The sequence below is a fragment of the Streptomyces sp. NPDC058697 genome (genome assembly GCF_042715345.1).
Taxonomy (GTDB): Bacteria; Actinomycetota; Actinomycetes; order Streptomycetales; family Streptomycetaceae; genus Streptomyces; species Streptomyces liliifuscus.
On the sequence record NZ_JBHXSU010000051.1, the window covers coordinates 1 to 23,680 of the forward strand.

Consider the following 23,680-nt stretch of genomic DNA (forward strand, 5'->3'; position numbering starts at 1 on the left):
CCCGGGACCAGATCGCTTGAGACGGGAGACGTGGTGACGCTCTGCGACCACTCCCCAAGATCTGTGCCAGAGCCCGCTGAACAACGTCACAGCCATCTCAGATCGAGGGCGACGCTATGTCGGCCATCCGGACACTGGACGCGGCTCGCTCACGCACCGTCCCCAGTAAGGCGCGCGAGGCGCTGGCGTGGCTTCTGGCCCTGCAGTGGCAGCGCTCCCGCTTTCTGATGTACGTCATCGCGCGGGAAGTCGATGCTGAAAGCCAAACGCAGCAGGCCCTGCGCGAAGGGATGCAGACCAGCCTCCTGGGACTGCTCGATTCCTACGTCATCAGCCCGTGGACCATGCGCCACGAAGATGTGCGTCCCAAGGACCAGTTCAACTACCTGGTGAGCGTGCTCGCAGGTATGCACTGGTCCTGCTACAGGCCGCGCGCAGGCGGGCTTCTCGTCGGCGACAACATAGTGTGCTTCTCCGGCTATGCCGGAAGCGATCCACCGTCCCTGCCCCCAGGGGTGTACGACCACGGTGTTGGAGCAGGCATCCACGAGTTCAGGAGGATCACGGTGCCCCTCGGAGAGGGCATGGCCTTGATCATCTGCCGGGACCCGGATGAGGCCCGGCGACTGGACACCGCCTTGCTGAACCGCTTCACGGTATTCAACAGCCGGGAATTCGTGGCGCACTCACCAGGGTGGGCCGCGGACCATCCGCGCCTGGCACATGATCTGTCTACATGGCTCGACATCCAGCACATGATCGCGCCAGCCTTTCTGCAGGAGTACGGGATCAGCGGCGTGATGTAGAAACGCCCTCCCGCGAACGGCCCGAGATCGGACTGCTCGCCTCGGGCGATGCGCAACTCACCCGCACTCCTTGCACGCGCTCAGGTGCTGTTTTCACGTCGCCGGTTCAAGCAGTTCGCCGGGCTCGACCTCGACAATCGTGACGTCAACGCATCTGGCGTCTACGAGTTCCTGTTTCCGATCTTTGGCGCTGGGTTCGTCGTATGTAACGGCCGAGGAGCATCGGGTGCCATCCAGGTCAGCCCGTAGTTCTTCATCGTGATCGTCATACAGACCATCATCGCCGCCGGCACTGACAAAGCGCTGCTCGCTCGCTCCAGTGGCTGCTGCGGGCCTACCCGTGCCCAGCGTCTGACACTTCGGACGTAACGCCCTGCTCGTTCTCTGCCTTCTGTGCCGCGCTCAGCCGTTCGATCTTGTACTTCTCGTCCAGCACGCGGGCCTTGAGCCCTCAGGACAGTGCGCGAGCCCGCATCCCGTTGTCCCCGGTGACCACCGTGACCGGGGCAGGTGGTCTCAGTCAACGTGCGGGGTGAGGGTGATGACGGCTTCCGAGCCGTTGGTCTGCCTAGTGAGGGTGTAGTCCTGGGCGTCGTCCTCGTCGCCGGGCGTGTAGGCGCCGGTCAGGGAGCCGAACAGGTCCGGGTCGGCTGAGTCTGAGAGCAGCACTTGCAGAGCCCGTTCCGCGGCGGGCTGGAGGGCGTGCGGGTCCAGGCGCTGGCAGACCTCGTGTAGGTCTGCCAGCTCGCGCGCTTCGAAGCCGTGCCGGAAAACACTGTTTGAGTAGGCCCGCGCCAGCCGCCGAAAGGCCGGATCACCGCGATCGAGCATCTCCATGGGCAAGTCGTTGAAGAGGTCCATCACGTGTGTGCAGGCCCACAGGGCCAGCGCGGCCACTTGGCCCGGGGCTCGGCCCAGTTGCTCCAGCAGGTCCTCGTGGCAGACCTCGCAGCCGTCCCGGGCCGCCCCGTACAACCGGGCCACCGCATTGCCGTCCACGCCTCCTAGGTCGCGGCCCTGGCCGTTCAGCCAGGCCGGGTCATAGGGCGCCGGGCCGCCCAGCTCGGCAGCAATATCACGCTCATGGCGATGGTCAACAACGTTCACGGCTCGATCGCTCCCGTCGGACAGGACACACGTGTACCAATCTGAGTGTTCCGGTCCTGTGCGCTCCGGAACGGTGCCGACCGCAACCAGCCAGAAGGTGAATGCATTGCTTCGCCTCCGAGCCAGATCCGAGCGAAGGCGAACGGAAGTCGACCACTTCTGGGCACAGGGCCTCTTCGGCGTGTGACACGGGGAGGTGGTCGACCGGCGCTTCGACCCGGGCCGGCTGCACCGCATCGGGGTCATCGATGCGCCGGACGGCACACCGTGACCCCTGCGGTACAGCAGCCCACGGCCGCCGACTGGGACTCTTGGTACGCCATCGGCCGGCCCACCGTCGTATCCGACAAGGAATCCGAGTACTTCCACCGGAGGGTCCAGCCGCGCCCTGGGATGACCGCCGTCGATCTGGCCTGCGGGATGGGCCAGTGGACGCGGCAACTCGCGGCTTGGGGCGTGCTCGTGACCGGCTACGACTTCTCCGGCGAGGCTCTGCGCCAGGCAGACGCCGCGGGCATGCGGGACGGACTGCCGTATGCGAAGTGGGACATCGACGCCGAGCCGATCCCGCCCGCCCTCCTGCCCGGCAGCCTCGATCTGGTGACCTGCCGCCACGCGCTGCCGTTCCTTGAGTACGCGCGGGTCCTGACCGACGTGGGGCGATGGCTCAAACCGTCCGGGACCTTCTACGCCCTGGTCCATGTCGCCGACGACCAGGATGAAGAGGTCGACGTCGACAGGGAGCAGAACGACTCCGGCCTGGAGCCGTTCCACCGCGGATTCAGCGAGGCACAGATCGACGGTCTTGGCGTCGGCTGGGTCGAGCCACGCAGCACCGGGGAGGAGATGGCACTGCACCTGAGCATCGCCCGGGCCGGGGACCTGACGCGCAACCGGCCGCGCATCGTACGGGAGGCGGTCGGGGACCTGCCCGAGAACAGCCGTGATTTCGACTGGGGTGCCTGCTCCGGCTTCCTCTTCCAGGGGGATCGCCCAGATACGCCAGAAACGGGCCGCGGGATGATCTTTGATGCGTCGTAGGGAAACCACCGTTTGCCGACACGCAAGTGATCACTCTGGGAAGAGCACACCTTGTGCGGCATCTCGGAAGGTGTGACTCTCTGCCCGCGCTCTGAGGACGATCTGCTCTATTTGGCTACGCAGACCTGGTGCAGGCGGGATCCCTGAGTTGACGAGGTTGTACCAATCCGTCATCCCCGTGTTCACGTCACCAACCGCATCTGACAGGCCTTGGGCGGAGTCCGTCAACGTGCGGGGGCCGACGAGGGGGATGCGAGCCCGACATCTGACCACCGCAGCGGCGGCAGTGTGGACGCTCTCCAAGAGAGACAGGTCGGTGCGTTCATAGCCCAGCTCCCCATCCAATGTCGCCCATGCATCGACAAAGAGGCCGTGAGCCTCCAGCAACGCGAAGTATGCGTCCCGCCGCTCCTGCCAGAGGTTCTTGCGTTGATCCACCCCTTCCTGGTCCCGGATCTGGCGTCTCAGTGACCTTGCGGTCACGAGGGCTCCAACGAGGGCACCGCCCACACCGGTCGCGCCAGCGATGGCGCCAGCCCAAACGGCCGCATCTCCCTGGTCCATGGCGGCATTATGTCGTCTCTGCAGGGAGTGTGTCCCAGATAGGGGCATGGCCCTGATACGCCAGAAACCCGCCGCGGGATGACCTTGGAGCCCGGACGGCTCGCTATGGCCCCGAAGTCCTAGCCCAGACACCGGGGAACAAGTAACCCGTCGGTAGGAAGTGGGTTCTACGGGGCGGGGTTGAGGGTCTTGTGTGCGGCTGCCCCATGGGTGTCGACGCGGTTCTCGTACTCGCGGCGGGCCTTGCGCTGGGCCGGGACTGCTGCGGTGCTATCGAGGGGCTGGCAGCGGGCGAGGAGTTGGCGGTGGACCGCGGGCGCGGCAGTGATTCGCAAGGTGTAACCCTGGCCGCGTCGTACCGTTACGCCCTGATCGAGCGTGGCGCGCTCGGCGGGCCCCAGGTCGGCGGTGCGGAGAAAGTCGGCGACTTTCCCCGGCATGTCGAGGGTGACCGGCAGTTCCGGAGCGGGGGCATCTTCCTCGATGGCGATGTGGTCGGGCAGGAGGTCGGTGACGGCTGTGCGGATCGCGCCGCGGCTGACTCCGTGGTCGCGGGTGAGGGCGGCGATGGAGCGGCCGCCCAGGTACGCGGTGCGTACCTGGCGGTCTTCCCGGCAGGGACGGCCGGGCGGCGCCCGCCCTTGTTGCCCTTGGCCTCGGCGGCGCGTAGTCCGTCGTAGGTCAGCTCACGCTGGAGGTCGCGCTGGAGTTCGCCGGCGGCGGCCAGGGTCTGCACCATGAACTTCACGGTGGACAGCAGCTCTCCGGTGCGCGAGTGGCGGGCGGTGAGATCCATCGCGGAGAACGCGCCGTCGTGGATGCGCAGCGCCACCTGCTCGCGGTGCAGGACGTTGAGCACGTCGAGGATGTGTCCGGTGCCGCGGACGAGGCGGAACATCTCGGAGATGTGGACGGTGTCGCCCGGCCGCGCGTACGTCAGCAGCGCGCAGAACTTCGGGCGCTGAAGGGGGTGGAGGCGGCTGGAGGTGCCCGGGTCTTCCTCGAAGACGACCGGGGTCTCGATGCCAGCCTCGTGAAGGACGAGGTTCTGCCGGGCGGTGGACTGCTGGTCGGTCGAAACCCGCTTGTAGACCAGGTTCGCTACCGAAGGCCCCTTCCGTACGGAGGATCGGACCCTATCTGTCGTCAAACCCTGTCGGCAATCACCATCGGATCTGATTTCACTCGGGCCGCCGCGAACCCCCGGATTGCATGGGTTCATTGGACGCGTCGGCTGCCTGTCGTCATTCGATCGTTTGCCGACAGGGGGAGGGTGGGAACAGCCGCCCACGGGCTGTGATCCGGCTAGGCCCTCACTGCTCGGAGTCGCGCGTGGCGGGGTCGATGCCGGCGTCGCGGAGGACTTCGTAGACCGTAGTTCGGGAGAGGCCGGTTACGCGCCTGATGTCCTGGACGTTCTCCATGCCGTCGTTCCACAGCTCGACCGCGATGCGCTTGAGGGCGTGAGCGGCACCGAGGCGCTGGGTGCGCCAGTCCTCAGCCGAGGCGAGGAGCTGCTCGCGGCCGGAGGTCTTGTTTCCTTCCCACCTGGTGGCCCGCGACCAGGCCTTCTCCGCAACGTCGTCTCCGAGCTGGGCGTGGAGGCGGGCATACAGGGAGGGGAAGACATCCTGGTCCTGGTCCTCCTCCTCGGCAATGAGTTGGCCCAGGGTCCAGGGGTCGGTGTGCAGCCGCGGGTCCAGGTGCTTGCTGCGCGGGTTAGCGACGACGACGAACGCGTCGACCTTGCTCTTCAGGCGTCGGCTCTCGAACGGCCCGATCCGCTCGGCGTAGCGCTCAGCGTTGGTCTCGGCGATGAACGGACCGATGAGCGCCGGGGGATAGTCCTGCAGGGTGACGAGCACCGCATAAGTCTTCAACATGTCCACTACTGCACATGTCCAGTAGTGGACATGCGGGCGTTGAAGACCACCGGTGCCGCAGGGTGGCCGGGCAAGCCGCCTGGAGGCCATCACCATCCGTGGCGCCGGCGGTCCCCAGACCGCCTGAACGGAGCTCATCGGCGATCTCGCCAAACGTCCGATCCTCTGCCTCGCTTGACCTATCGCACCACAGCCGGTTCCAGGTCAACGTTCCGTGCGCCCCGTGCTCTACTCGTCTCGATTGCGCCAGAAGGCAGGGCACTCCGTCTTTGCTGCCGCGGGGAGATCTTTGTCGATCCGGCTGCGAACGGCTGCCAGGGTCCGTGATGTCCCGGCCCCGTCGACCCGGAAGGTCTCGGACGGCTCGTCGGGACGGTCCATGACAACCACCAGCAGGTGTTCCCCCGTCGAGTAAGCAGGCTCGCCCTTCCACTTGCCGCTCATGGTGGTGAACTGGATCTGTCGCTGAGAGCCCTGCTTCGGCTTGATCCAGTCCGTGACGGTGAGCGTGACTTTCACGGCGTCGGCCTGTTCGGGGTGTTCCTGGATCGCCGCGATGTCTCCTTCGACGATCTTCGGCGAGCAGGCAATCCGTTCCACCTCGGTCAGAGCCTGTCCCTGATCCTGCCGGGAACCGTCCGAACCATCATCAGCAAGCCCGTACGCAAGGAGAACCAGGCCGACGGCCGCGGCAGCGGCCAACGCGCCGGCAATTGTGCCGGGACGCTTCATCCAGACGCGGCGCGGACCCTGCCCAGAGCCGCTCCCGCCCTCTTCTGCCGCTTCACCGATCATGCCGAGGGCCAGCCGCAACTGGTCCTCCTCCGGGCCGGTCAAAGGGGTCATGTCAGATCGCCTCCACCTGGCGCAGCCGCGCCCGCATTGCGGCCTGAGCCGCGTGCAAGCGACTCTTGATGGTTCCTTCAGGGACGTCCAGGAGCTGCGCGATCTCACGGATGGGCAGATCCGCGTAGTAGCGCAGCACCAGGACCTGCCGGTGGGCCGGGAGCATCGATTCCAGTTCATCCGCCACCGCCAGGGCAAGCAGGCGCTGTTCTTCGGAGTGCTCCACAGGCGGCCGAGACCAGCGCTCGGCCAGGCGCCGACGCAGCCCGGCGTCTCTGCTCTGCGACCGATGCCAGTCACTGGCCACACGGGAGGCGACAACAGTGAGCCAGGCCAGGGGATCACGCACGTCCGGTCGCGTCGGGTCGGCCCGCTCCTCCAGCAGTTTGAGCCTGACCCGCTGCACACCGTCGTCCAGCGCATCCCATGGCACGCCGCCCAGCGCCAGCACCGCGCGCACGCGCCTGACCTCGGCCGGATCGACCAAGGACATCTGATCGTCCTCACCGGGCTGTCGTGCGCCACGCCCTCTGGCCATGTACAGGTCCTTCCTCGTTTCCTTAATGACGGGGCAGCCATGGGAAACGTTCGTCCGAGCCGGGAATCGTCCGCGGCGAGTGTTCAGCCGCCGCTACAACGACGGCCGGTCTGAGGCAGGGTCCGTGTGAGTGCTTCCCGGTCCTCGGTGGAGGCCCGCGCCCATCAGCCGGAGGGACCGTGGCGTGGCAGCCGACGGTCCCGTTCCGCTGAGCGGTCGGGTCAGGTGCAGGTGTCTGCTGCCGGTTCCTGTGCGAACTGCCTGGACTCATCCGGTTCGGCTGCCATGAGTGCTGAGGCGAGATGCGCCGTGTCCTTGCCGGCCATCTCATCCTTCAGGCCGATGTTGGGGCCGCCCTCGTCCAGGACCTGGCGTGCCTGTTCTGCGGTACGCTCCCGGCCCTCCAACTCGCCTTCACCGATCCGGTTGTTGTCATACGGGACGGTGGATCCCGCACCCAGACCGCGCCATCGGCCGACCTCGGGGGAACAGGGGTCTTCTTCCCACACGATGGCGATGGTGTAGCTGTGACCCGCCTGGATCCGAGGGCTGTGAGCCTTGGCCACCTTGACGCGGTTGCTGATGTCGCCGCCGGTGAACTGCCAGCCCATGGAGGGCCGGACCCAGGTGCTCGGTGCCGCTTTCGGCGCGTCGGCACGCGACCAGACAACCTGGTCGATCCTCAGCGTCACGGCCCGGCCGATGAGTCCTTCACCGCGGTCGAGTTCCGACTGCGCCGGCGGGGTCTCCTTCTCCGCGGTGGCAGTGACGGCTACGACATGGTCGGCGTAGGTGACCCAGTCGGACGCTGTGCGGCTGGGCAGGTTGTCGGCGCCGTGCGCGATGATGATCCGGTCCTGCCGTGCGCGCGGAGCATCGGCAGCGGGGATCGCGGACCAGCTGACGGAGACCGCCGCGGTGACGACGGAAACTGCTACTGCGAGAACCACCGCGATTTTGTTGCGGAATGTCATGCGAGCCATCTCTCTCACCTCCGGGAAGAACACGGTCAGGGCGCCGGGTAAACGTTGTTGATGGACTCGGTATTGCTGACGCCGAGGTCCAGAGTCTCGACGGGCAACGTCATGCAGGCGAGAGCGTTGTTCCCGTTGCTGACGGAAGGCGAAGCATCGTTTCCGTGTACCAGGCCGACTGCGTGTCCCGTCTCATGGCAGGTGAGCTCAAACGAGTAGTGACCGTTTCCGCGGATGCGGATGTACTGCTGGTCGCATTCCCAGAGTGCGTACTGACCAGAACTCTCGTTGGCGGCAGAGTCGTTGCACCAGGTGATGCCATCGATATCTGCGTCCAGGTTCGTCGAACCTTCCTGGTAGACGATGTCAGTTTCCCCCGACCCGGAGAACACTGGCGTCGAATCGTAGTGAATGGCCAGGTCGGTCGGGGAGAACTCATCACTCAGCGTCGACTGCACTCTGAAGCGGTCCTCCGACTCCAACTCGTACTCCCCGGAAGAGTCCATGTAGTAGTAGACATCGGAGTTGTCAGTAAGGCAGTTGACGATTCCGTCACCACCATCCGGGTCGGTCTCACAGGGAGGTGCGCCGAATCCACCGACCGGGACGATGTTGTCGGTCACTGGTGCCGCCCATGCCACGCTCACTGTGGCCAGGAGCCATGCGGTGACAAGAGCGAGCACGTACCGGAGTCTTCCCTTGGCGAACCTTGACACGCGGTATCGCATGCTGTCCTTCCCCCTCTGCATCGAAAAGCGGCGGAACGCTGGGTTGATCGTGCAAAACAGCTGGTAGTGAAGCCTGTTGCTGAATTCCCCGTCCGGGGGGGAAAAGCGAAACGCTGTGGCGTCAGCCACAGCGGGCCTGTCGGTCAACGCACTCGGAGATCACACAGGGCCTCTGATCCCACGGCCGCGAAAAGGCTGCGGCTCCGACAGGTGTCCAATTCCCGCACTGTGCACGAGTACTTCCTCTCGCAAAGCCGCGAAAGGGCAGGGCAGTGGGGGATACCCGTCATCGTTGGAGCCGACGCAGTGATCAACTCGCACTCTAGTTCGTCTCCTGCGTGCGCGTCCATGTCAAACGCGGGATGAGTTTCAAGCAGCGCCTCAGGGAACACCGGGTGGCCGCGAAGGGCGGACATGGCAGGGGCAGGTACGACACAGATCCCGCCAAACGCGCCGTCGCGAAGCCCGGTGCCCTCCTGGTCGGAGCACTCGACCGCAGGACAGTTCCTCCGGAGGCTGCCCGCATCGTCGCTCTGCACAGGGCGAGCCGGAGAGGCGCGATGGCTCCTCACCGTGAGCAGGTTCGTTTCTCCGGTACGACTGTTCCCCTCACACGGGTGACCTGCCGGGCGACCACCCCGTGGCACGGCCGGGCAGCCGCTATCAACAGCACATGATCAAGAATGTTCTGTGGGGTCTCGCGGCCGCCGCCCTGGTCGTCCTGCCCCTCGCTGCCGCTCCGCCGGCCCATGCCGAGGAGACCGTGTCCCTCGCCACCGCCGTCGACCGCCTGCCCCTGGGGACTGAGTCGCGGGAGGGCTACCAGCGCACGTCCTTCAAGCACTGGAATGCCGGCATCAACCCCACCGACGGCTGCAACACGCGTGTGGAGGTGCTGATCTGGGAGGCCGTCGTAGCGCCGGAGACCCACCCGGGCTGCCAGCTGGAGGGCGGCCGCTGGTGGTCGTACTACGACGCGACCTGGGTGACCTCCGCGTCCGGCCTGGACATCGACCACATGGTTCCCCTCGCGGAAGCCTGGGACAGCGGCGCCTCCGCCTGGACGCCGCAGCGCCGCGAGGCGTATGCCAACGATCAGGGTGCCGAGACGTCCCTGGTCGCCGTCACGGCCCGCTCCAATCGCAGCAAGTCCGACAAGGACCCGGCCGACTGGCTGCCATCCGCCTCCAAGGAGGTGCGCTGCCAGTACGCCGCGGAATGGGCAGGCACGAAGCTGCGCTGGCATCTGACTGTCGACGACGCCGAACTGGCGGCCCTGCGGGACGTCGCCGTCGGCTGTCCGTTCGAAACGGTGACCTACGAGCCCGCCGGGTAGCGCCCGGGCGCGGACGAGAGCGTGGTCCCGGCTGAACGGGAGAGACCAGCAGGGGCCACGAGGTGGTGGCGTGCGGAGGGCGGTCGCCGCTCGGCGGGGTGTGCCCTATGGGGCTTCAGCCGAACGATCGTCCTCATGGGCTTCTTGAGGGGGACGGTCGTTGGGATGGTCATGGAGTTGTCGTCGCAGGCCGCGCCCGGAGTCGAGAAGGCAGCCGAGCACGCCGTCGAGAGCGCGTGCCACCTGGCTGATACGGCAGGGTTCACGGACTGGAATGTGGCCGCTGCCGAGGACGCCCTGGATGCAGTGGACACCCTCGCTGGGGCGCTTGCCGAGCTCGGTCCGGAGACGGCTCAGGCACTCGGCGCGGTGACGGCGGCGACCGCTCACGTACGGCGCATCCACGGTCTCGCGGTGTCCGGCGTGGAGACCCCAGCTCCTGGGGTGTCCACGCCGAGGAATGGCCGTCAGTCCCCGAAACGGCGCGGGCTCGGCCCCGGTTTCCAGGGCATCCGCACCGACTGCTGATTCGGGCCCGGCCGGAGAGTCACGCTGCCACTCAACGCCAGGCCGTCAGCGTGACATTCGAGCGGCCAAGGGCTCACGCACCGCGATCAGCGGTGGAGTGACGGGTAGTCGGCCAGCGCTCGCACCACTCGGTTCCGTTGAAGACGCGGTAGAGGAGCTTGCGCTGCACGCCGCCGAGGTTTTCGCGATGCCAGCGACACGGCGCTCGTCCTTCAAGTCGAGGTAGCTCGCGGCGCGGCAGGCGAGGAAGACGCCTATCGCCCGCCCTCTGCGAAGCGATCGAGCGCGACCTCCGTACCCCAGTGCAGGCGAACCTCTACGCCTCGTGGACCAGCACCGAGGGCTTCGGCGTCCACTGGGACGACCACGACACCGTTGCCCAACAGCCGGCGTCAGGCGGCGGCGAGTTGGAGGAGTTCGGGTACGCCTTGAGCATGCCGGTAGGGCTGGAAGCGGGGGAGCAGGTCGCGGACGAGGTTCGCGCAGCGCGGGGCGCCGATGCGGCGGGCCAGGATGAGCGACTCGGTGGCGGCGGCCGCGGCGGGCTCGGGGTCGTTGAGGCTGAGGTAGCTGGTGGCCCGGTAGGTGAGGAACACGCCGCGCGTTTTGTCCCGGGCGGGCGGCAGGAGGCTTTCGCCTTCGGCGATGAGCTGGTGGGCGCGGCCCGTGTCGCCGAGGTCGAGGAGGGCTTGGCCGGAGTCCACGGCGAGGTCGGCTTCGGACATCCACGCACACCAGGCGGGCCGGTCGGTACTGGCGTCGCTGAGGTGCTTCTCCGCCGCTGTCAGGGCCCGCAGGGCGGGGCGCCGTTCCTGCTGTGCGGCGAGGGTGCGGGCCAGGCGCAGGTGCAGCAGGGCGCGCGCGGCGGGGTGCTGCGCCCGGGTCAGTGCGTGGGTGAGGATGCTGGCGGCGGTGGTGTGGTCGTGGCGCCAGGCGGCCTGGTAGGCGAGGTCACTCAAAAGACCGGCGCCCAAGTCGTGGTCCCCCATGGCATTGGCGCTGTGCAGTCCCGCGATCCAGTACTGACTCGCCTGAGTATGCCGGCCCAGGTCAAACCGGTTCCACGCCACCGTCTGGGACAACGACGCGGCCAGGGCGTGCAACCGCAGCCTGACAGCAGGCGCAGGGCGGCCGTGTTCGAGGAGTTCCGTCACCGTCGTCAGGTGGGCGTCCAGCAGCACGGCCGTGTGCTGGCGTTGCTCGGTGGCAAGGCCTGCGAGTTGCCGCGCACTCTCCTCGAGCATGGTGACGAGATGGTCGTCGACGGGTTTGCCGTCGCGGGCCTGCGCGAGGGCCGCGGTGCTGCCCGCAGCCCAGTCCGCGGCCAGCGCGGCGCCGGAGATCGTCAGGAAGTCGCGGCGGTCCATGGCTGTTCGCAGAGCCTCTCTGAGGGCGGGCACGGTGCTGTGGGGTCCGAGGGGGACCACACCGTCGGTCGTGAGCGGTAACCAGGTCGGCCAGACATCCGGAAGGACGATGTCCGCGGGCAGTTCGAGCGCATCGGCGATGTAGAACTGCGAGTCCTCGTCGGGCTGAGTGCCCCGTTCCCACTTGCGTACGCGCTGCCGGTCAGTGCCTGAGCGCAGACCGCGCCGGCGGGCTGCAGCCCTCACCTTGGCCGCGAGAGCATCCTGCGTCAGGCGGCGGGCTTTCCGCGCGATGGCCAGAGGGTGTGCGGGTTCTTCCACCCCTTCATCAAATCACCCAACGTGCACGCCTAGTGACGGATCGACGAGGGCGGGACTCCTGCGAGACTCCCACCAAGGCGTCGACCTGGTCGAACAGTTGAGCCCACTCTTGGGGTGCGGCCGCTGCCAAAGCGCGGCCGGACCCGCACCGCCTGCTGGGCTGCACGCCCCGAGAGGCGGCTGAGGACAGGCGGGCGCTCGGGCGCCTGCCCCTTCACGATTCCTGCGGCAGATGAGGTTGGACGTGACAGGCATTCTGGTCTTTGCACCGCATCCGGACGACGAGACGCTCGGGTGCGGGGGAAGCATCGCCCATCACATCGAGATGGGCCGGTCCGTGAACGTGGTCTTCCTGACCTCGGGTGAACAAGGGGTCACCGGCACCCGGGTCGAGCGTGCGGGCCTGGTGCGCGAACAGGAGGCCGAGACCGCCCTGGGCAAGCTGGGCGTCGCCGCCCAGGACGTGCACTTCCTGAGACTGCCCGACGGCGGCCTCGATCCGATGGACTGGGACCACTTCCTGCAAGTGCTGTGCATCCTGCGGCAGTTGCGTCCATCGGCGGTGTATCTGCCGCATGCCGCGGACGCCTCCTTCGACCACCGGCAGGCGTTCCAGCTGGTCTGGCGTGCGTTGGAGAAGTGTGCGAGCCGCAGCTACCCGCACGCCGGACAACGGCACTGGGTGGGAACCGTGCTGGCCTACGAGGTCTGGTCCACCCTTCCGGCCCCCTCCTACCTGCAGCGTCTGGACCCCGCCCAGATCGCGGCGAAGCACGACGCCCTGTCCTGCTACTCGACGCAGGTCAAGGGGGAGGGGGAGGCGGACTACGCGGGTGACGGCGGTGTGGCGCTGGCCCGGTTCCGCGGGGCCATGAGCGTGGGCGGTCACTGCGAGGCCTTCGCGGTGCTACGGCTCGCGGCGCCCGACTGGGGTCCGAAGCCGGAACACGCCTCCACCCGGGCGGCCACCACATGACCACCGCCAATCCGCCCGGCCCCCCGCCGCGGCAGCCGGGCCAGGACGTGGCGGATCCCGTCACCGTCGGCCCTGGGGAGTGGACACCGACGATGAGTGCCCTGCGCGTCTTCACCTCGCCCGGCCGGGTGGAAGACGGCGGGCTTGTCCTCGCCGCGGCGGACCTCCGGGACGCCGAACGCTCCCGGATTCCGACGGCCCCCCTGAAGGAGCGGTGTCCCGACCTGACGCTGGCGCAGGCCTACCGGATCCAGTGGACCAACATCGAGGCGCGGATCATCGGCGGTGGCCTGATCGCCGGGCACAAGGTGGGGCTGACCTCGCGCGCCATGCAGCAGCAGATGGGCGTCGACGAGCCCGACTCGGGCGTCCTGCTGGACGACATGATTGTGCCGAGCGGCAGTGAGCTGAACCTTCGCGACCTCGTGGTGCCCCGGGTGGAGACGGAGATCGGCGTCCGGCTCGGCCGCCCGCTGCGGGGCCCGGACGTCGACGCGGATGAGGTCCGGGACGCGGTCTGCGAGGTGTTCCTGGCTCTCGAAGTGATCGACACGCGCTACGGCGCGTGGCAGATCGCGCTGGAGGACTCCGTGGCCGACAACGCGTCGGCGGCGCGGGCCGTCGTGGGAGCCGCCGTCCCGCTGCGTCCGCGTCTCGATCTGTGCGCGGAAGAACTCACGCTGAGCGTTAACGGTGAAACGGCTGCCACGGGGGAGGGGCGGGACGTGCTGGGCAACCCGCTCAACGCCGTTGCCTGGCTGGCCTGTCGGCTGGGCGACTACGGCGCGGGACTGCGCGCTGGGGATCTCGTGCTGCCGGGATCCGTACACGCCAGCCTTCCCCTTGAGGCCGGAAGCGAGATCCGGGCCTGCTCACCGCATCTGCCTCCGGTATCCCTGCGCATCGTGTGACCTTCACCCCGGCCGCTCGCCGACGGGGTGCCCCCCCCGGCGAGTGCCCCCGCGGGCCGGCGCTCATCTCCAGCTCTCTCAACCAAGGAACGAAGGGTGGCCATGTCTGATACCGGAACGTCACGTGTCGCGGTGCTGGGTGCCGGACTGATCGGGGTCGACCTGCTCGGCAAGATCCAGCTCTCAGCGTCCCTGCACTGCGCTCTCGTTGCCGCCCGGGACCCGCGGTCCGTGGGCCTGCGGCGCGCGGCCGCCATGGGCGTCCCGGTCACCGCGGGCGGTGTCGCGGCGCTGGTGGAGGCCGGTCCCTTCGACGTCGTCTTCGACGCGTCGTCCGCGGCCGCGCACACCGAGCACGCGCAACTGCTCGCCTCCTGCGCGGCACTGCTGGTGGACCTCACCCCCAGCAGCCTCGGCCAGCAGGTGGTGCCCACCGTGAACGGCGCCGACACGCTTACCTGCCGCCACATCAACCTGATCAGCTGCGGAGGGCAGGCGTCCCTGCCCCTCCTGCACGCGATCGCCCGACACTGCGAGCCCCAGTACGTCGAGGTGGTCACCACGGCGGCCAGCGCCACCGCGGGCCACGCGACCCGCCTCAACCTGGATGAGTACATCGGGACCACCCAGCAGGCGATCCGCACCTTCACCGGCGCCCCGGCCGCCAAGGTCATGGTCAACATCAGCCCGGCCGATCCGCCGCCGCCGTTCCGGGTGGCCATCACTGTGCGCGCACCCCGCGTGGACGAAGGCCGCGTCCGCGCGGCCGCCGAGAGTGCCGCTTGCGAGGTGCGGGCCTTCGCTCCCGGCTTCGCGATCACCTCCTGCGCGGTCACCAGCCAGAAAGTCACCGTCGCCGCCGAGGTGACAGCACACGGCGGACGCCTGCCCGGCCACGCCGGCAACCTCCACATCATCAACGCCGCCGCCGTCCTGCTGGCCAAGCAGCACGCGGCCGCGACAGCCCAGACAGGAACCTCATGACCAACGCGACCCGCCACGTGGAGATCTACGACCCGACCCTCAGGGACGGCCACCACGCCGTACGCCACCAGCTCGACGCCGACCAGATCCGCGCCTACGCGACGGCCGCCGACGCGGCCGGCGTCCCCGTCGTCGAGATCGGCCACGGCAACGGCCTGGGCGCCTCGTCCGAGCAGATCGGCCGGGCCAAGCTGACCGACGACGACATGCTCACGGTGGCCCGCGCGGCCCTCCCGCACAGCCGCATGGCCGTCTTCATGGCCCCTGGCTGGGGCACCTCAACCGACTTGCGCAACGCCGTGAAACGCGGCGCCGACCTGGCCCGGATCGCCGCCCACTGCACCGAGGCCGACGTCACCGAACGCCACCTGGGTCTGCTGCGCGACCTGGGAACCGAGGCACACAGCGTGCTCCTCATGAGCCACATGGCCAGCCCCGCCCAGCTCGCCGAACAGTGCGCCCTGCTGGTCCAGTTCGGGGCGCAGGCCGTCGGCATCATGGACTCCGCAGGCCACTACCTCCCCGACGATGTGACCGAGCGCATCGCCGCCATCGTCCAGGCCGTCGGCGACGTGCCCGTCATCTTCCACGGACACGCCAACCTCGGCATGGCGATGGCCAACTCCGTCGCCGCCGTCCAGGCAGGCGCCACCATCATCGACGGGTGCGCCCGCGGCTTCGGGGCCGGCGCGGGCAACACACAGCTGGAAGTCCTGGTCGCCGTCCTGGAACGCATGGGCTACACCACCGGAATCGACCTGAAACGCCTGCTGCGCGCAGCGGACATCGCCCAGCAGCACCTGATGCCGGCGCCGCCGACCGTCGACTCCGTCAGCCTGGTCAGCGGCCTGGCGGGGGTCTTCTCCGGATTCCGGCTGCGCGTCCTGGAGATCGCCGAACGCGAGCACGTCGACCCGGTGGACCTGTTCTTCGCCCTCGGCGCGCGCGGCGTGATCGCCGGACAGGAAGACCTGATCCTCGACATCGCCCTCCAACTGAAGCAGGAGGAGGTGTGATGCGACGCCCGGAGCCCCACCGGCCGAGCTCCGCCGTCGTCTGCGGCATCGGGGCGGCCCTGCCCCCACGGACCGTGTCGAACACGGACCTGGCCGCCGAACTCGGCACCGACGATGCGTGGATCCGTACGCGCACCGGCATCACCCACCGGCACATCGCCGGCACCGACGCGACCACCGAGGACCTGGCCACCCGGGCGGCCGCCCACGCACTGGAATCCGCCGGCACCCGCCAGGCCGGGGCGCTCATCCTCGCCACCGCCACGCCCGACCACCAACTCCCCGCCACCGCCCCGGCGGTGGCCGCACGGCTGGGCCTGACCGCAATCCCGGCCTTCGACATCGCCGCCGCATGCACCGGGTTCCTCTACGCCCTGGCCACCGCAGCCGGCTTCATCGCAGGCGGGACGGCCGACATGGTCCTGGTCATCGGCGCGGACCGCATCTCCCATCTCCTCGATCCCGGCGACCGCACCACCCGCCCCATCTTCGGGGACGGCGCCGGAGCGGTACTGCTGCGCCGCGGCAGCCCCGGCGAACCCGGAGCTCTCGGGCCCCTCATGCTCGGCAGCGACGGAACCCACCACGACCTCCTCAAGGCACCGCACGGCGGGCATCTGCGGATGGACGGCCCCGCCCTCTTCCGGCATGCGGTCGACCGCATGCGGTCCGCCTCACAGGACGCGGCACACGCCGCCGGGTGGCGCACCGACGACATCGACCGGCTCGTACCCCACCAGGCCAATGCCCGCATCACCAACGCGGTCGCCGACCGTCTGGGAATCCCCCCGGAAGGCCGGCTGCAGAACATCCAGCACGTGGGCAACACCAGCGCCGCCTCCATCCCGCTCCTGCTGGCGCAGGCCTGCGCCGACCGCCGCATCACGGCAGGACACCGGCTGCTGCTGACCGCCTTCGGAGCAGGCCTCACCTGGGGGGCCACCACCCTCACCTGGCCCGACCTCACCACCTCACAACCGCCCACCTCACCCGCACCGGAGAACCCGTGAACAGCAACCTGATACGCATCCTGCACACCGGCCTCAACGTGACGCAGGAATCCCTACAGCCGGACGCCACCCTGGCCGATCTCGGCTTCGACTCCCTCGCCCTGGTCGAACTGTCCATGCTCCTCAAGGAACAGGCCCAGATCGACATCAGCGACACCGACCTGCACCAGGCCGGAACCCTTGGCGCCATCAACGGCCTGGTCGAGCAGAAACTCGCCGAGCAGTGACCGCGGCCGCGCACACGCCCGCCGGCCGCACGTGGATCATCACTCCGGCGACCGGCGACGACAGCCGGTTCACCACGGCGCAGACCTGCGGCGCCGACGTCGCCCTCGTCGACCTCGAAGACTCCGTCGCCCCGGACCTCAAACCCGGCGCACGCACGCGCGCACAGACGTTCTTCACCCAGCCGCCCGGCGCCTGCACCCTGGGCATCCGCATCAACGCACTCACTACCCCCGACGGCGTCCAGGACCTGCTCGCCATCACCCGGTACCCCAGCAGGCCCGCCGTGGTCCTCGTGCCGATGGTGGAATCGGCCCGGGACGTGGAGGTGACAGCCGCCGTCCTCGACACCACCGGCTACACCCCGCAGATCTACGCCCTGATCGAAACCCCCCGCGCGATCGAGAAGCTCCCCTCCATCGTGCGCGCACAGCGGCTCGCCGGAGTCTTCTTCGGATCGGCGGACTACGCCCAACTCCTCGGCTGCACCCTGGACTGGGAGACGCTGCTGTACGCACGCTCGCGACTGGTGGCCTGTGCGGCCGACGCCGCCCTTCCCGCCGTCGACGCCCCCTACTTCGACCTCAACGACCTCGACGGACTCAAGCGCGAGGCCGAAAAGGACCGCGCCCTCGGCTTCCACGGCAAGGGCGTCGTCCACCCCCGGCAACTCCCGGTCGTCACCGCCGCGTTCCACCCGACCGAGGAAGAGATCGCCCACGCCCGGGCCGTCGTGACGGCCAGCCGGCAGAGCGGCATCGTCGCCGTCGGCGGCCACATGGTCGGCGCCCCGCTGCTCGCCCGCGCGCACGCCGTCCTCACCCAGGCCGGCGAGTCCTGAACCGGCCCACCACACAGCCGAGGAGAGCGCAGATGAGCAGCCATCCCCCGCAGGGCTACCGCCAGGTCGACGAGGACCGGTTCCGGGAGAACGTCGGGTGCGGCTACCACGACTTCGCCGTCGGCCGGGTCATCGAACACCGGCCCGGCCGCACCGTCACCGAAGTGGACAACGTCCTGATGTCCACGCTCACCGGCAACGCCGCACCGATCCACACCGACGCCCATTTCAGCAGCGCCACCGAATGGGGCCGGCCGCTGGTGTGCACCATCGTCACCCTGGGCATCGTCGGCGGCATGACCGTCCGCAGCACCAGCGGCCTGACTGTCGGCAACCTGGGCATGGACGAAGTCCGGCTCGAACACCCCGTCTTCGTCGGCGACACGCTGTATGCGCAGACCCAGATCCTGGCCCGCCGGCTGTCGAAGAGCCGCCCGGACAACGGCCTCATCACCTGCCGCACCTCCGGCGTCAACCAGGACGGCAAGCAAGTCATCACCTTTAAGCGGACCTTCCTCGTCCCCCTCGACCCCGAACCCATCAGGGCCGCCACCCACTACTAGGAAGGCACCCGATGAACTCCCCGATCACCTTCCACCAGGCCGACGACGACCTCTGCCAGCAGTACGACGCCCTGGCCACCCGCAGCTTCGGCCACCCACTGAGCGACATCGCCCACCTTCGCCCGCACGCGGACATCCGGGTCGCCACCCGCTCCGGCACCGTCGTCGCCGGAGGCCTCGGCCTCCTGATCCCCCAGCATTTCGGCGGCGCACCGGTACCCAGCGCATGCCTCGGCGCCGGCTGCGTCGCACCAGAAGAGCGCGGCTCGCGGCTGGCCGCCCGCCTGCTCACCGAACGGCTCCACGCGCTCCAGGCCCAGGGCGCGGTCATCTCCAGCCTGTGGACCGCATCCACCGGATACGCCCGGCACCTCGGTTGGGAAGCCCCCGCACCCGTGACGGCCTGGTCGATCGCCACCGACGACCTGAAGCAGGCCGCCACCACCCGGAAAACCGATCACCTCGACATCACGCACGGGCTCACCCCGGACGCCGAAGAACTCCAACAGGACCTGGCCCGGCAGTGGAACGGCCCCGTCCAGCGCCCCCACTGGTGGGCCGCATGGACCACCGCGCGCCACGCCCTGACCACCTACCGCTTCCACCGGCCCGGTCAACCCCCGACCGGCGTGCTCGCGTTCGCCATGACACCTCGCGAACAGCACGGCATGCACCTCGCCGTCCACGACTTCTGGGCCACCGACCAGCACACGGCGGACGCGATGCTCGCCTTCCTCGGCCGCCACGACCGGGCCGCCACCATCACCTTCCAGCGCAACGCCCTGCCGCCCTCGCCGCTGCTTCTCCACACCCTGCACCGCTACCGGCCCCACGTCCGGGCATGGCATCCCTGGATGCTGCGCATCCTCAACCTCCCCGAAGCGATCCGTCTGCGGGGCTGGCCCGCTGACCTGGACCTCAGCGTGCCGATCGAAGTCGAAGGCGAAAGCCACAACACCTCGGACCGCTACCTGCTGCACATCGAAGCCGGATCCGCCGAACTCCGCCCCACCAGCCGCGAAGCGGCCGTCAGCTTCACCCGAGGCCAGCTCGCCGTCTGGTACGCCGGCGGCTACCGCAGCACCACCACGGCCCGCCTGTCAGGCATCGAGTGCACTTCCTCGCAAGCACTGACCAACCTCATCCACGCCACCACCGACCAGGAGCCATGGCTCCCCGACCACTTCTAGAGGAGACGGCAATCGACACCGAACGGCCTATCACCGCTACGCCCCACGCGGACGCTCCTGCGGCCAGGGGCCGGAAAGGCCTCGCACCGGAGCCGTCCGTACGCAGGTTCGGCCCTGGCCTCGAAACCCCCGAAGGCGCGAGGAGGCCGAGACTTTTATGCCAGTCTGGGCCGGTGACACAGCCGCTCCTGCAGCCCTCCGTCGACATCCTCAGCGCCCGCGAGCTCCACCTCGTCGAAGAGCCCCCGCCGCAGCTATCGCCGGACCACCAGCGTGCACGCGACCTCGTCTGGGACGAGAAAGCCCAAGGCAATCCAGGCCTGTTCGACGGACCGGTCGTCGCATGCGCCGGAGTGGACCAGGCCGGACCGGACACGCTGGTCCTGCGCTGGACCCGGGTGACCTACCGGCACTACGCCCTTCGCTGGGTGCCAGACGCCCATCCGCTGCCATCCCTGTTCGTCGACGTCCTGCAGCCCACGGACGACGGGGCGCTCCTGGCCGGACGCATGTCGCCATTGACCGCCGCCCCCGGCCGCTGGCAGCTGCCGGGCGGATCCGTCGAGTATCCCGACGGCAACGACCCCCTCGACACCGCGGCACTGCGCCACAACGCTGCCCGCGAACTTGCCGAGGAAATCGGCATCGACACGTCCCCACAGGACCTGACGCTGTGGGGCATCACCCGCGGCACCACCGGAAACATCGGCGTGCACTTCGTGGCCCCGCGCCGCCCCGCATCGCTCCTGCGCGAGCGATTCGAGGCCGTGGTCTCCTCCGCCACAGCATCCGGGATCGAGCCCGAACTGGACCAGATCGCGTTCGTGCAGTGCCCGGCCGACCTGGGAACACTCCACGGCCCACACGTGGACTACCTCGGACCGGTCGTCCACCAGTACGCACAGACCAACCCCTGAGAGCCGAACGCGCTCGGGCGGATCAGAACTGAGCCTCAGGCAGAGGACGGCACGCTCAACTTCCTCGATGCCACGTTCTCCGGCGGCCTGGTCGACTTCGGCGGCGCGAGGTTCTCCGGCGGCACGGTCAGCTTCATCCGTGCGACGTTCTCCGGCGGCAGGGTCGACTTCAGCGCCGCGAGGGACCCTGGAGGCACGGTCGTCTTCAGCGACGCGACGTTCCGCGGAACCGTGTTCTCGTGGGGTCCGCTCCCGGTCCCGGCAGGTGCCTAAGCTCCTCGGCACGTTGACCTCCACGAACACAGTGCTCCTCAACGCGTAGCGCACGCCGGTCGAACTCCCCGCAGCGGCCGCAGTGATCAGGCCGCCCCGCGCCTTTGCGCGCCGCCGGTGCGGGCCGAGCCGCAGCCCGGCTCTGTTTACACCGAGCAACCGATGGTCACCTTCCGTGTATGAATGCTCTCTCTGCGTTGCGGCACAGGTCAGCCGCCAGCTCGCTCGTCCCATTCGGGATCGCCCTGGCCCTCGCTGGCGCCGCCTGCCTCGTCACCACCCCCGCGCACGCCATCTCCCGTGCGCCGGACTGCGCAGGCAAACCCCTGCGTACCCACCCCGACGAACTGACCGACCTGCGTCAAGGACCCGGCGGCCACTACGGGCTGATCACTCTCATGGGGGCGAACACGATGGTGACCACGGAAGGCTGCATGGTCACCGGCGCCCGCTACCAACCGATGTGCGGCCAAGTAGCCAGCTACGACGGATGGAGGGAAATCCGCATCGACAGCGACGGCACCCGCGGCTGGACCAACGAGGTGTGCCTCTTCCTGCGCTACTGAACTTGAATGTGTGATGTCGGGGCTTGCCGGTCGGCGGCGACAGACCCAGCTCGTGGCTTCCCAGGGCGGCCGGAGTATGAGGATGATGTTCGCGTGATTCAGGATCTGCCGCCATTGCCGTTGCCCCAGTACGCCGTCGTGCGCATAGGCTGCTCAGCAGACGTGCCCGACGAGATCGCCAGCGATCTGCGGCAGATGGGCGTCCCGGCAGGGCTGATCGGTTACGAGTACCAACCGCTGAGCGAGGCGGCGCTCCTGGACGGGATCGGTGAGAGCGGGTTGGTCGTCTTCGGGACCAGCGGCCTGTTCGGACGGCTCGGCATCGACGTGGCGTCGCGTCGCGTGGTGCACATCCCCACGCCCGAGTCCGCAACCGCCAACCACGTGAACAGGGACCTTGGAATCTTCCACGAGTGCGTCGCGGCCACGATCGCCCGCTTCCCGTTCTACGAGGAAGGCGAGGAGGAGAGTTTCCAGGCGGCGGCGGACGAGCTGCGCGAGCTCGTCACCACCCTTGATGACACCGCACTCGCCCACAACGGGTTCTGGGAGACCCTGTGCGACGACGTAGAGATGGGCGATTACGCGAACTGGAGGGACTGAGACACCTCGGCCTCCAGCATCAGGCCCGTGGCCACCAGGCAGCCGTCGACCAGTTCCGGGCGGTACTGGATCCGCTTGAGCCGACGCTTCACGGCCCGGGTGATCTGACCGAGGTCCGCAGCGGCGAGGTTGCCGATCTCGCGTTTGACCAGCGACCAGATGCCCTCCTGCGGGTTGAGGTCAGGCGCGTAGGCGGGCAGGTGGAACACCGTGAGCCACTCGGCGTTCGCCTCGATGAACTCACGCATGCCTGCAGTCAGGTGAAGGCGTAGGTTGTCCCAGACCAGGACGATCGGGCCGCCGAGCTGGAAGCGGGCTCGGACGATCAGGTCGCGGAAGTCCCGCCAGCCGAAGCCCTTCGGTTCGTCCTTGCGGCCCCGGTACTCGCGGATCGCATAGATCAAGCGGGACCGCTCGCCGGGCTTGTAACAGGCCATGCCCGCCATCGACACCCGCCCGGAGCCCCGGCCCCTGACCCGGACGACCGGGGTGTGGCCGATCCGGCCCCAGGTTCTGGCGCGCGGCGGAGTCATCGACTGGCCGGCTTCGTCCTCGAAGACGATCCAGGCGTTGCGCTCCGCCGCACAGCTCTTACCCGCGGCCAGGTCCCCTTCTTCCACACCTCGACCGCCGAGTCGTCCCGCTCGATCGCTCGCCGGGCGGGCTGCTGCCAGCTCCAGCCCTGGCGTTTCAGCAGCCGCCAGGTGCCCTCGACCGTGTCGGAGATGTGGAACAGCCGACCGATCAGCGTCTTGATCCGCGCCAGTGTCCACCGCTGGTCCTTCCATCCGTGGGCCAGCGGACCGCGCTCCAACTCACGTACCAGTCTTGCGATCTGGTTCTCGCTGAGCCGGCAGCGCCCCGGAGAGCCCTTTGACAGCAGCCCGGCCTGGCCGCACTCGCGCCAGGCGCGGCGCCATCGCTCCACCGACCGCTCGCTCAACCGCAGGGCGGCAGCGACCTCCGCGTTCTTCTCTCCGGCTTGGAAGCGTTCAACGGCATGCAGCCGTAATCGCTCCCGCGTGGCCCTACCCGCATCGGTCAGCCCGCCGCCCTGTGCATACCTCACGCACCAGGGCTACCGTCGCCGACAGCCCACTGTCAGGCGAACGGCACCGACATCACTCGATCAAGTTCAGTAGCGCCACCACCCCGGCACGGGCGGGACGGTGACGCCCGGGGTGACCCGGCTCACCTCAGGTTCGTCCAACCGGGTATGAGTACCACCACCAACGACCTTCAGTCGGATGGGGGTGACGGCCGCCAGCAGGCCATCGCCGCGCCACCCTCTCCGTCGCCCTCGGGGCGCCGCGCAGTCGCTGGGCGCGCTCCGGGGGCCGGTCAGCTGGATTGTCCGGACGGCAGCGCTGTGGTCATGGTGGCTGCAGCTCGTCGACCCGGGCGAGCGCGCCGGACGTGCCGCGGAGCTCGCCAATTCAACTGTCGAAGGTCACCCAGAAAGCCATGTCGAGCGCTTTGTGGTGCGCAGGGTGTGTGCTGGTGCCGACCGGGCGACGTCGGTCAGTACCTGTGAATGATCCGGATTGCCAAACGGTCTCTTCTCGG

Annotated in this window: 30 protein-coding genes and 1 pseudogene; 19 read left to right on the plus strand and 12 right to left on the minus strand. The window is 68.6% G+C overall.

Annotated features, from left to right (window positions below):
• Positions 1-116 precede the first annotated feature (116 nt).
• Positions 117-806, plus strand: coding sequence for a hypothetical protein (locus ACFWXQ_RS47085; RefSeq protein ID WP_383948301.1), 690 nt, complete (start codon positions 117-119; stop codon positions 804-806).
• Between the two features lie 48 nt (positions 807-854).
• Complete coding sequence (locus tag ACFWXQ_RS47090; protein ID WP_383948298.1) at positions 855-1,055, plus strand: hypothetical protein; 201 nt, start codon at positions 855-857, stop codon at positions 1,053-1,055.
• A gap of 267 nt (positions 1,056-1,322) precedes the next feature.
• Here the strand turns inward: ACFWXQ_RS47090 and ACFWXQ_RS47095 are convergent, their stop codons facing one another.
• Entirely contained in the window at positions 1,323-1,913 is a 591-nt protein-coding gene (locus ACFWXQ_RS47095) for a hypothetical protein (protein ID WP_383948296.1), read from the minus strand.
• A gap of 267 nt (positions 1,914-2,180) precedes the next feature.
• Here ACFWXQ_RS47095 and ACFWXQ_RS47100 point away from each other — a divergent pair, with 267 nt between their 5' ends.
• Positions 2,181-2,954 carry a class I SAM-dependent methyltransferase gene (locus ACFWXQ_RS47100; protein ID WP_383948293.1) on the plus strand — a complete coding sequence of 258 codons (774 nt, stop codon included), beginning with the start codon at positions 2,181-2,183 and terminating at the stop codon, positions 2,952-2,954.
• Positions 2,955-2,984: 30 nt separating this feature from the next.
• On the opposite strand, the gene ACFWXQ_RS47105 is transcribed toward ACFWXQ_RS47100, so the two are convergent.
• The 8 genes from ACFWXQ_RS47105 to ACFWXQ_RS47140 form a co-directional block, all read right to left on the minus strand.
• A complete protein-coding gene (locus ACFWXQ_RS47105; protein WP_386270377.1) occupies positions 2,985-3,518 on the minus strand; it encodes a hypothetical protein in 534 nt (177 codons plus the stop codon).
• Between the two features lie 167 nt (positions 3,519-3,685).
• On the minus strand, positions 3,686-3,853 hold the full coding sequence (locus tag ACFWXQ_RS47110) for a hypothetical protein (RefSeq protein WP_383948290.1): 168 nt from the start codon (positions 3,851-3,853) through the stop codon (positions 3,686-3,688).
• Positions 3,854-3,879: 26 nt separating this feature from the next.
• A complete protein-coding gene (locus ACFWXQ_RS47115; protein ID WP_383948287.1) occupies positions 3,880-4,668 on the minus strand; it encodes a recombinase family protein in 789 nt (262 codons plus the stop codon).
• 163 nt (positions 4,669-4,831) lie between these two features.
• Entirely contained in the window at positions 4,832-5,401 is a 570-nt protein-coding gene (locus tag ACFWXQ_RS47120) for a hypothetical protein (protein WP_383948284.1), read from the minus strand.
• A gap of 228 nt (positions 5,402-5,629) precedes the next feature.
• Entirely contained in the window at positions 5,630-6,247 is a 618-nt protein-coding gene (locus ACFWXQ_RS47125) for a hypothetical protein (RefSeq protein WP_383948281.1), read from the minus strand.
• A gap of 1 nt (position 6,248) precedes the next feature.
• Positions 6,249-6,740, minus strand: coding sequence for an RNA polymerase sigma factor (locus tag ACFWXQ_RS47130; RefSeq protein WP_383948279.1), 492 nt, complete (start codon positions 6,738-6,740; stop codon positions 6,249-6,251).
• 266 nt (positions 6,741-7,006) lie between these two features.
• The gene (locus ACFWXQ_RS47135) at positions 7,007-7,768 is read right to left on the minus strand and encodes a hypothetical protein (protein ID WP_383948276.1); all 762 of its coding nucleotides are present in this window, start codon (positions 7,766-7,768) and stop codon (positions 7,007-7,009) included.
• A gap of 26 nt (positions 7,769-7,794) precedes the next feature.
• On the minus strand, positions 7,795-8,616 hold the full coding sequence (locus ACFWXQ_RS47140; RefSeq protein ID WP_383948273.1) for a hypothetical protein: 822 nt from the start codon (positions 8,614-8,616) through the stop codon (positions 7,795-7,797).
• 544 nt (positions 8,617-9,160) lie between these two features.
• On the opposite strand from ACFWXQ_RS47140, the gene ACFWXQ_RS47145 reads away from it, so the two are divergent.
• The 3 genes and pseudogenes from ACFWXQ_RS47145 to ACFWXQ_RS47155 all read left to right on the plus strand — a co-directional run.
• Complete coding sequence (locus ACFWXQ_RS47145; protein ID WP_383948270.1) at positions 9,161-9,823, plus strand: HNH endonuclease family protein; 663 nt, start codon at positions 9,161-9,163, stop codon at positions 9,821-9,823.
• Positions 9,824-9,958: 135 nt separating this feature from the next.
• Entirely contained in the window at positions 9,959-10,351 is a 393-nt protein-coding gene (locus tag ACFWXQ_RS47150; protein WP_383948268.1) for a hypothetical protein, read from the plus strand.
• A 266-nt stretch (positions 10,352-10,617) separates the two neighbouring features.
• A pseudogene (locus ACFWXQ_RS47155) lies at positions 10,618-10,737 on the plus strand (JmjC domain-containing protein); the annotation flags it as partial.
• A 6-nt stretch (positions 10,738-10,743) separates the two neighbouring features.
• Here the strand turns inward: ACFWXQ_RS47155 and ACFWXQ_RS47160 are convergent.
• Positions 10,744-12,039, minus strand: a complete 1,296-nt coding sequence (locus tag ACFWXQ_RS47160; protein ID WP_383948266.1) for an XRE family transcriptional regulator — start codon at positions 12,037-12,039, stop codon at positions 10,744-10,746.
• A 244-nt stretch (positions 12,040-12,283) separates the two neighbouring features.
• On the opposite strand from ACFWXQ_RS47160, the gene ACFWXQ_RS47165 reads away from it, so the two are divergent.
• From ACFWXQ_RS47165 to ACFWXQ_RS47225, 13 genes are all read left to right on the plus strand, one after another.
• Positions 12,284-13,015, plus strand: coding sequence for a PIG-L deacetylase family protein (locus ACFWXQ_RS47165; protein ID WP_383948263.1), 732 nt, complete (start codon positions 12,284-12,286; stop codon positions 13,013-13,015).
• A complete protein-coding gene (locus ACFWXQ_RS47170; protein ID WP_386270378.1) occupies positions 13,012-13,926 on the plus strand; it encodes a 2-keto-4-pentenoate hydratase in 915 nt (304 codons plus the stop codon). The genes ACFWXQ_RS47165 and ACFWXQ_RS47170 overlap by 4 nt, the downstream gene beginning before the upstream one ends.
• A gap of 102 nt (positions 13,927-14,028) precedes the next feature.
• Positions 14,029-14,910 carry an acetylating acetaldehyde dehydrogenase gene (locus tag ACFWXQ_RS47175; RefSeq protein ID WP_383954007.1) on the plus strand — a complete coding sequence of 294 codons (882 nt, stop codon included), beginning with the start codon at positions 14,029-14,031 and terminating at the stop codon, positions 14,908-14,910.
• Positions 14,907-15,926 (plus strand): 4-hydroxy-2-oxovalerate aldolase, encoded by a 1,020-nt coding sequence (gene dmpG, locus ACFWXQ_RS47180; RefSeq protein ID WP_383954009.1) that lies wholly within the window; start codon positions 14,907-14,909, stop codon positions 15,924-15,926. Before ACFWXQ_RS47175 ends, dmpG begins: the two co-directional genes overlap by 4 nt.
• Entirely contained in the window at positions 15,926-16,936 is a 1,011-nt protein-coding gene (locus ACFWXQ_RS47185) for a beta-ketoacyl-ACP synthase III (protein WP_383954011.1), read from the plus strand. Before dmpG ends, ACFWXQ_RS47185 begins: the two co-directional genes overlap by 1 nt.
• The gene (locus tag ACFWXQ_RS47190; RefSeq protein ID WP_383954013.1) at positions 16,933-17,163 is read left to right on the plus strand and encodes an acyl carrier protein; all 231 of its coding nucleotides are present in this window, start codon (positions 16,933-16,935) and stop codon (positions 17,161-17,163) included. The genes ACFWXQ_RS47185 and ACFWXQ_RS47190 overlap by 4 nt, the downstream gene beginning before the upstream one ends.
• Entirely contained in the window at positions 17,160-18,002 is an 843-nt protein-coding gene (locus ACFWXQ_RS47195; RefSeq protein ID WP_383954015.1) for an HpcH/HpaI aldolase/citrate lyase family protein, read from the plus strand. Before ACFWXQ_RS47190 ends, ACFWXQ_RS47195 begins: the two co-directional genes overlap by 4 nt.
• Before the next feature lie 32 nt (positions 18,003-18,034).
• The gene (locus ACFWXQ_RS47200) at positions 18,035-18,565 is read left to right on the plus strand and encodes a MaoC family dehydratase (protein WP_383954017.1); all 531 of its coding nucleotides are present in this window, start codon (positions 18,035-18,037) and stop codon (positions 18,563-18,565) included.
• 11 nt (positions 18,566-18,576) lie between these two features.
• Positions 18,577-19,755: an enhanced intracellular survival protein Eis gene (gene eis / locus ACFWXQ_RS47205; RefSeq protein ID WP_383954019.1), complete on the plus strand. Its 1,179-nt coding sequence runs from the start codon at positions 18,577-18,579 to the stop codon at positions 19,753-19,755.
• A gap of 173 nt (positions 19,756-19,928) precedes the next feature.
• The gene (locus ACFWXQ_RS47210) at positions 19,929-20,672 is read left to right on the plus strand and encodes an NUDIX hydrolase (protein ID WP_383954021.1); all 744 of its coding nucleotides are present in this window, start codon (positions 19,929-19,931) and stop codon (positions 20,670-20,672) included.
• Positions 20,673-20,759: 87 nt separating this feature from the next.
• Entirely contained in the window at positions 20,760-20,945 is a 186-nt protein-coding gene (locus ACFWXQ_RS47215; protein ID WP_383954030.1) for a hypothetical protein, read from the plus strand.
• A 179-nt stretch (positions 20,946-21,124) separates the two neighbouring features.
• Positions 21,125-21,511 carry a hypothetical protein gene (locus tag ACFWXQ_RS47220; RefSeq protein WP_383954023.1) on the plus strand — a complete coding sequence of 129 codons (387 nt, stop codon included), beginning with the start codon at positions 21,125-21,127 and terminating at the stop codon, positions 21,509-21,511.
• Positions 21,512-21,604: 93 nt separating this feature from the next.
• Entirely contained in the window at positions 21,605-22,114 is a 510-nt protein-coding gene (locus ACFWXQ_RS47225; protein ID WP_383380451.1) for an SUKH-4 family immunity protein, read from the plus strand.
• Here ACFWXQ_RS47225 and ACFWXQ_RS47230 read toward each other — a convergent pair.
• Positions 22,093-22,647: a transposase gene (locus tag ACFWXQ_RS47230; protein ID WP_383380454.1), complete on the minus strand. Its 555-nt coding sequence runs from the start codon at positions 22,645-22,647 to the stop codon at positions 22,093-22,095. The genes ACFWXQ_RS47225 and ACFWXQ_RS47230 overlap by 22 nt on opposite strands.
• Complete coding sequence (locus ACFWXQ_RS47235) at positions 22,644-23,183, minus strand: winged helix-turn-helix domain-containing protein (protein ID WP_383954026.1); 540 nt, start codon at positions 23,181-23,183, stop codon at positions 22,644-22,646. The genes ACFWXQ_RS47230 and ACFWXQ_RS47235 overlap by 4 nt, the downstream gene beginning before the upstream one ends.
• Positions 23,184-23,680: the final 497 nt, after the last annotated feature.

Coding starts and splice junctions, on each gene's coding strand:
- ACFWXQ_RS47130 (WP_383948279.1), bottom strand. CDS start 6,740: ATGTCCTTGGTCGATCCGGCCGAGGTCAGGCGCGTGCGCGCGGTGCTG.
- ACFWXQ_RS47120 (WP_383948284.1), bottom strand. CDS start 5,401: ATGTTGAAGACTTATGCGGTGCTCGTCACCCTGCAGGACTATCCCCCG.
- ACFWXQ_RS47145 (WP_383948270.1), top strand. CDS start 9,161: ATGATCAAGAATGTTCTGTGGGGTCTCGCGGCCGCCGCCCTGGTCGTC.
- ACFWXQ_RS47085 (WP_383948301.1), top strand. CDS start 117: ATGTCGGCCATCCGGACACTGGACGCGGCTCGCTCACGCACCGTCCCC.
- ACFWXQ_RS47125 (WP_383948281.1), bottom strand. CDS start 6,247: ATGACCCCTTTGACCGGCCCGGAGGAGGACCAGTTGCGGCTGGCCCTC.
- ACFWXQ_RS47220 (WP_383954023.1), top strand. CDS start 21,125: ATGAATGCTCTCTCTGCGTTGCGGCACAGGTCAGCCGCCAGCTCGCTC.
- eis (WP_383954019.1), top strand. CDS start 18,577: ATGAACTCCCCGATCACCTTCCACCAGGCCGACGACGACCTCTGCCAG.
- ACFWXQ_RS47150 (WP_383948268.1), top strand. CDS start 9,959: ATGGGCTTCTTGAGGGGGACGGTCGTTGGGATGGTCATGGAGTTGTCG.
- ACFWXQ_RS47090 (WP_383948298.1), top strand. CDS start 855: ATGCGCAACTCACCCGCACTCCTTGCACGCGCTCAGGTGCTGTTTTCA.
- ACFWXQ_RS47105 (WP_386270377.1), bottom strand. CDS start 3,518: ATGGACCAGGGAGATGCGGCCGTTTGGGCTGGCGCCATCGCTGGCGCG.
- ACFWXQ_RS47175 (WP_383954007.1), top strand. CDS start 14,029: ATGTCTGATACCGGAACGTCACGTGTCGCGGTGCTGGGTGCCGGACTG.
- ACFWXQ_RS47135 (WP_383948276.1), bottom strand. CDS start 7,768: ATGGCTCGCATGACATTCCGCAACAAAATCGCGGTGGTTCTCGCAGTA.
- ACFWXQ_RS47230 (WP_383380454.1), bottom strand. CDS start 22,647: ATGACTCCGCCGCGCGCCAGAACCTGGGGCCGGATCGGCCACACCCCG.
- ACFWXQ_RS47185 (WP_383954011.1), top strand. CDS start 15,926: ATGCGACGCCCGGAGCCCCACCGGCCGAGCTCCGCCGTCGTCTGCGGC.
- ACFWXQ_RS47170 (WP_386270378.1), top strand. CDS start 13,012: ATGACCACCGCCAATCCGCCCGGCCCCCCGCCGCGGCAGCCGGGCCAG.
- dmpG (WP_383954009.1), top strand. CDS start 14,907: ATGACCAACGCGACCCGCCACGTGGAGATCTACGACCCGACCCTCAGG.
- ACFWXQ_RS47200 (WP_383954017.1), top strand. CDS start 18,035: ATGAGCAGCCATCCCCCGCAGGGCTACCGCCAGGTCGACGAGGACCGG.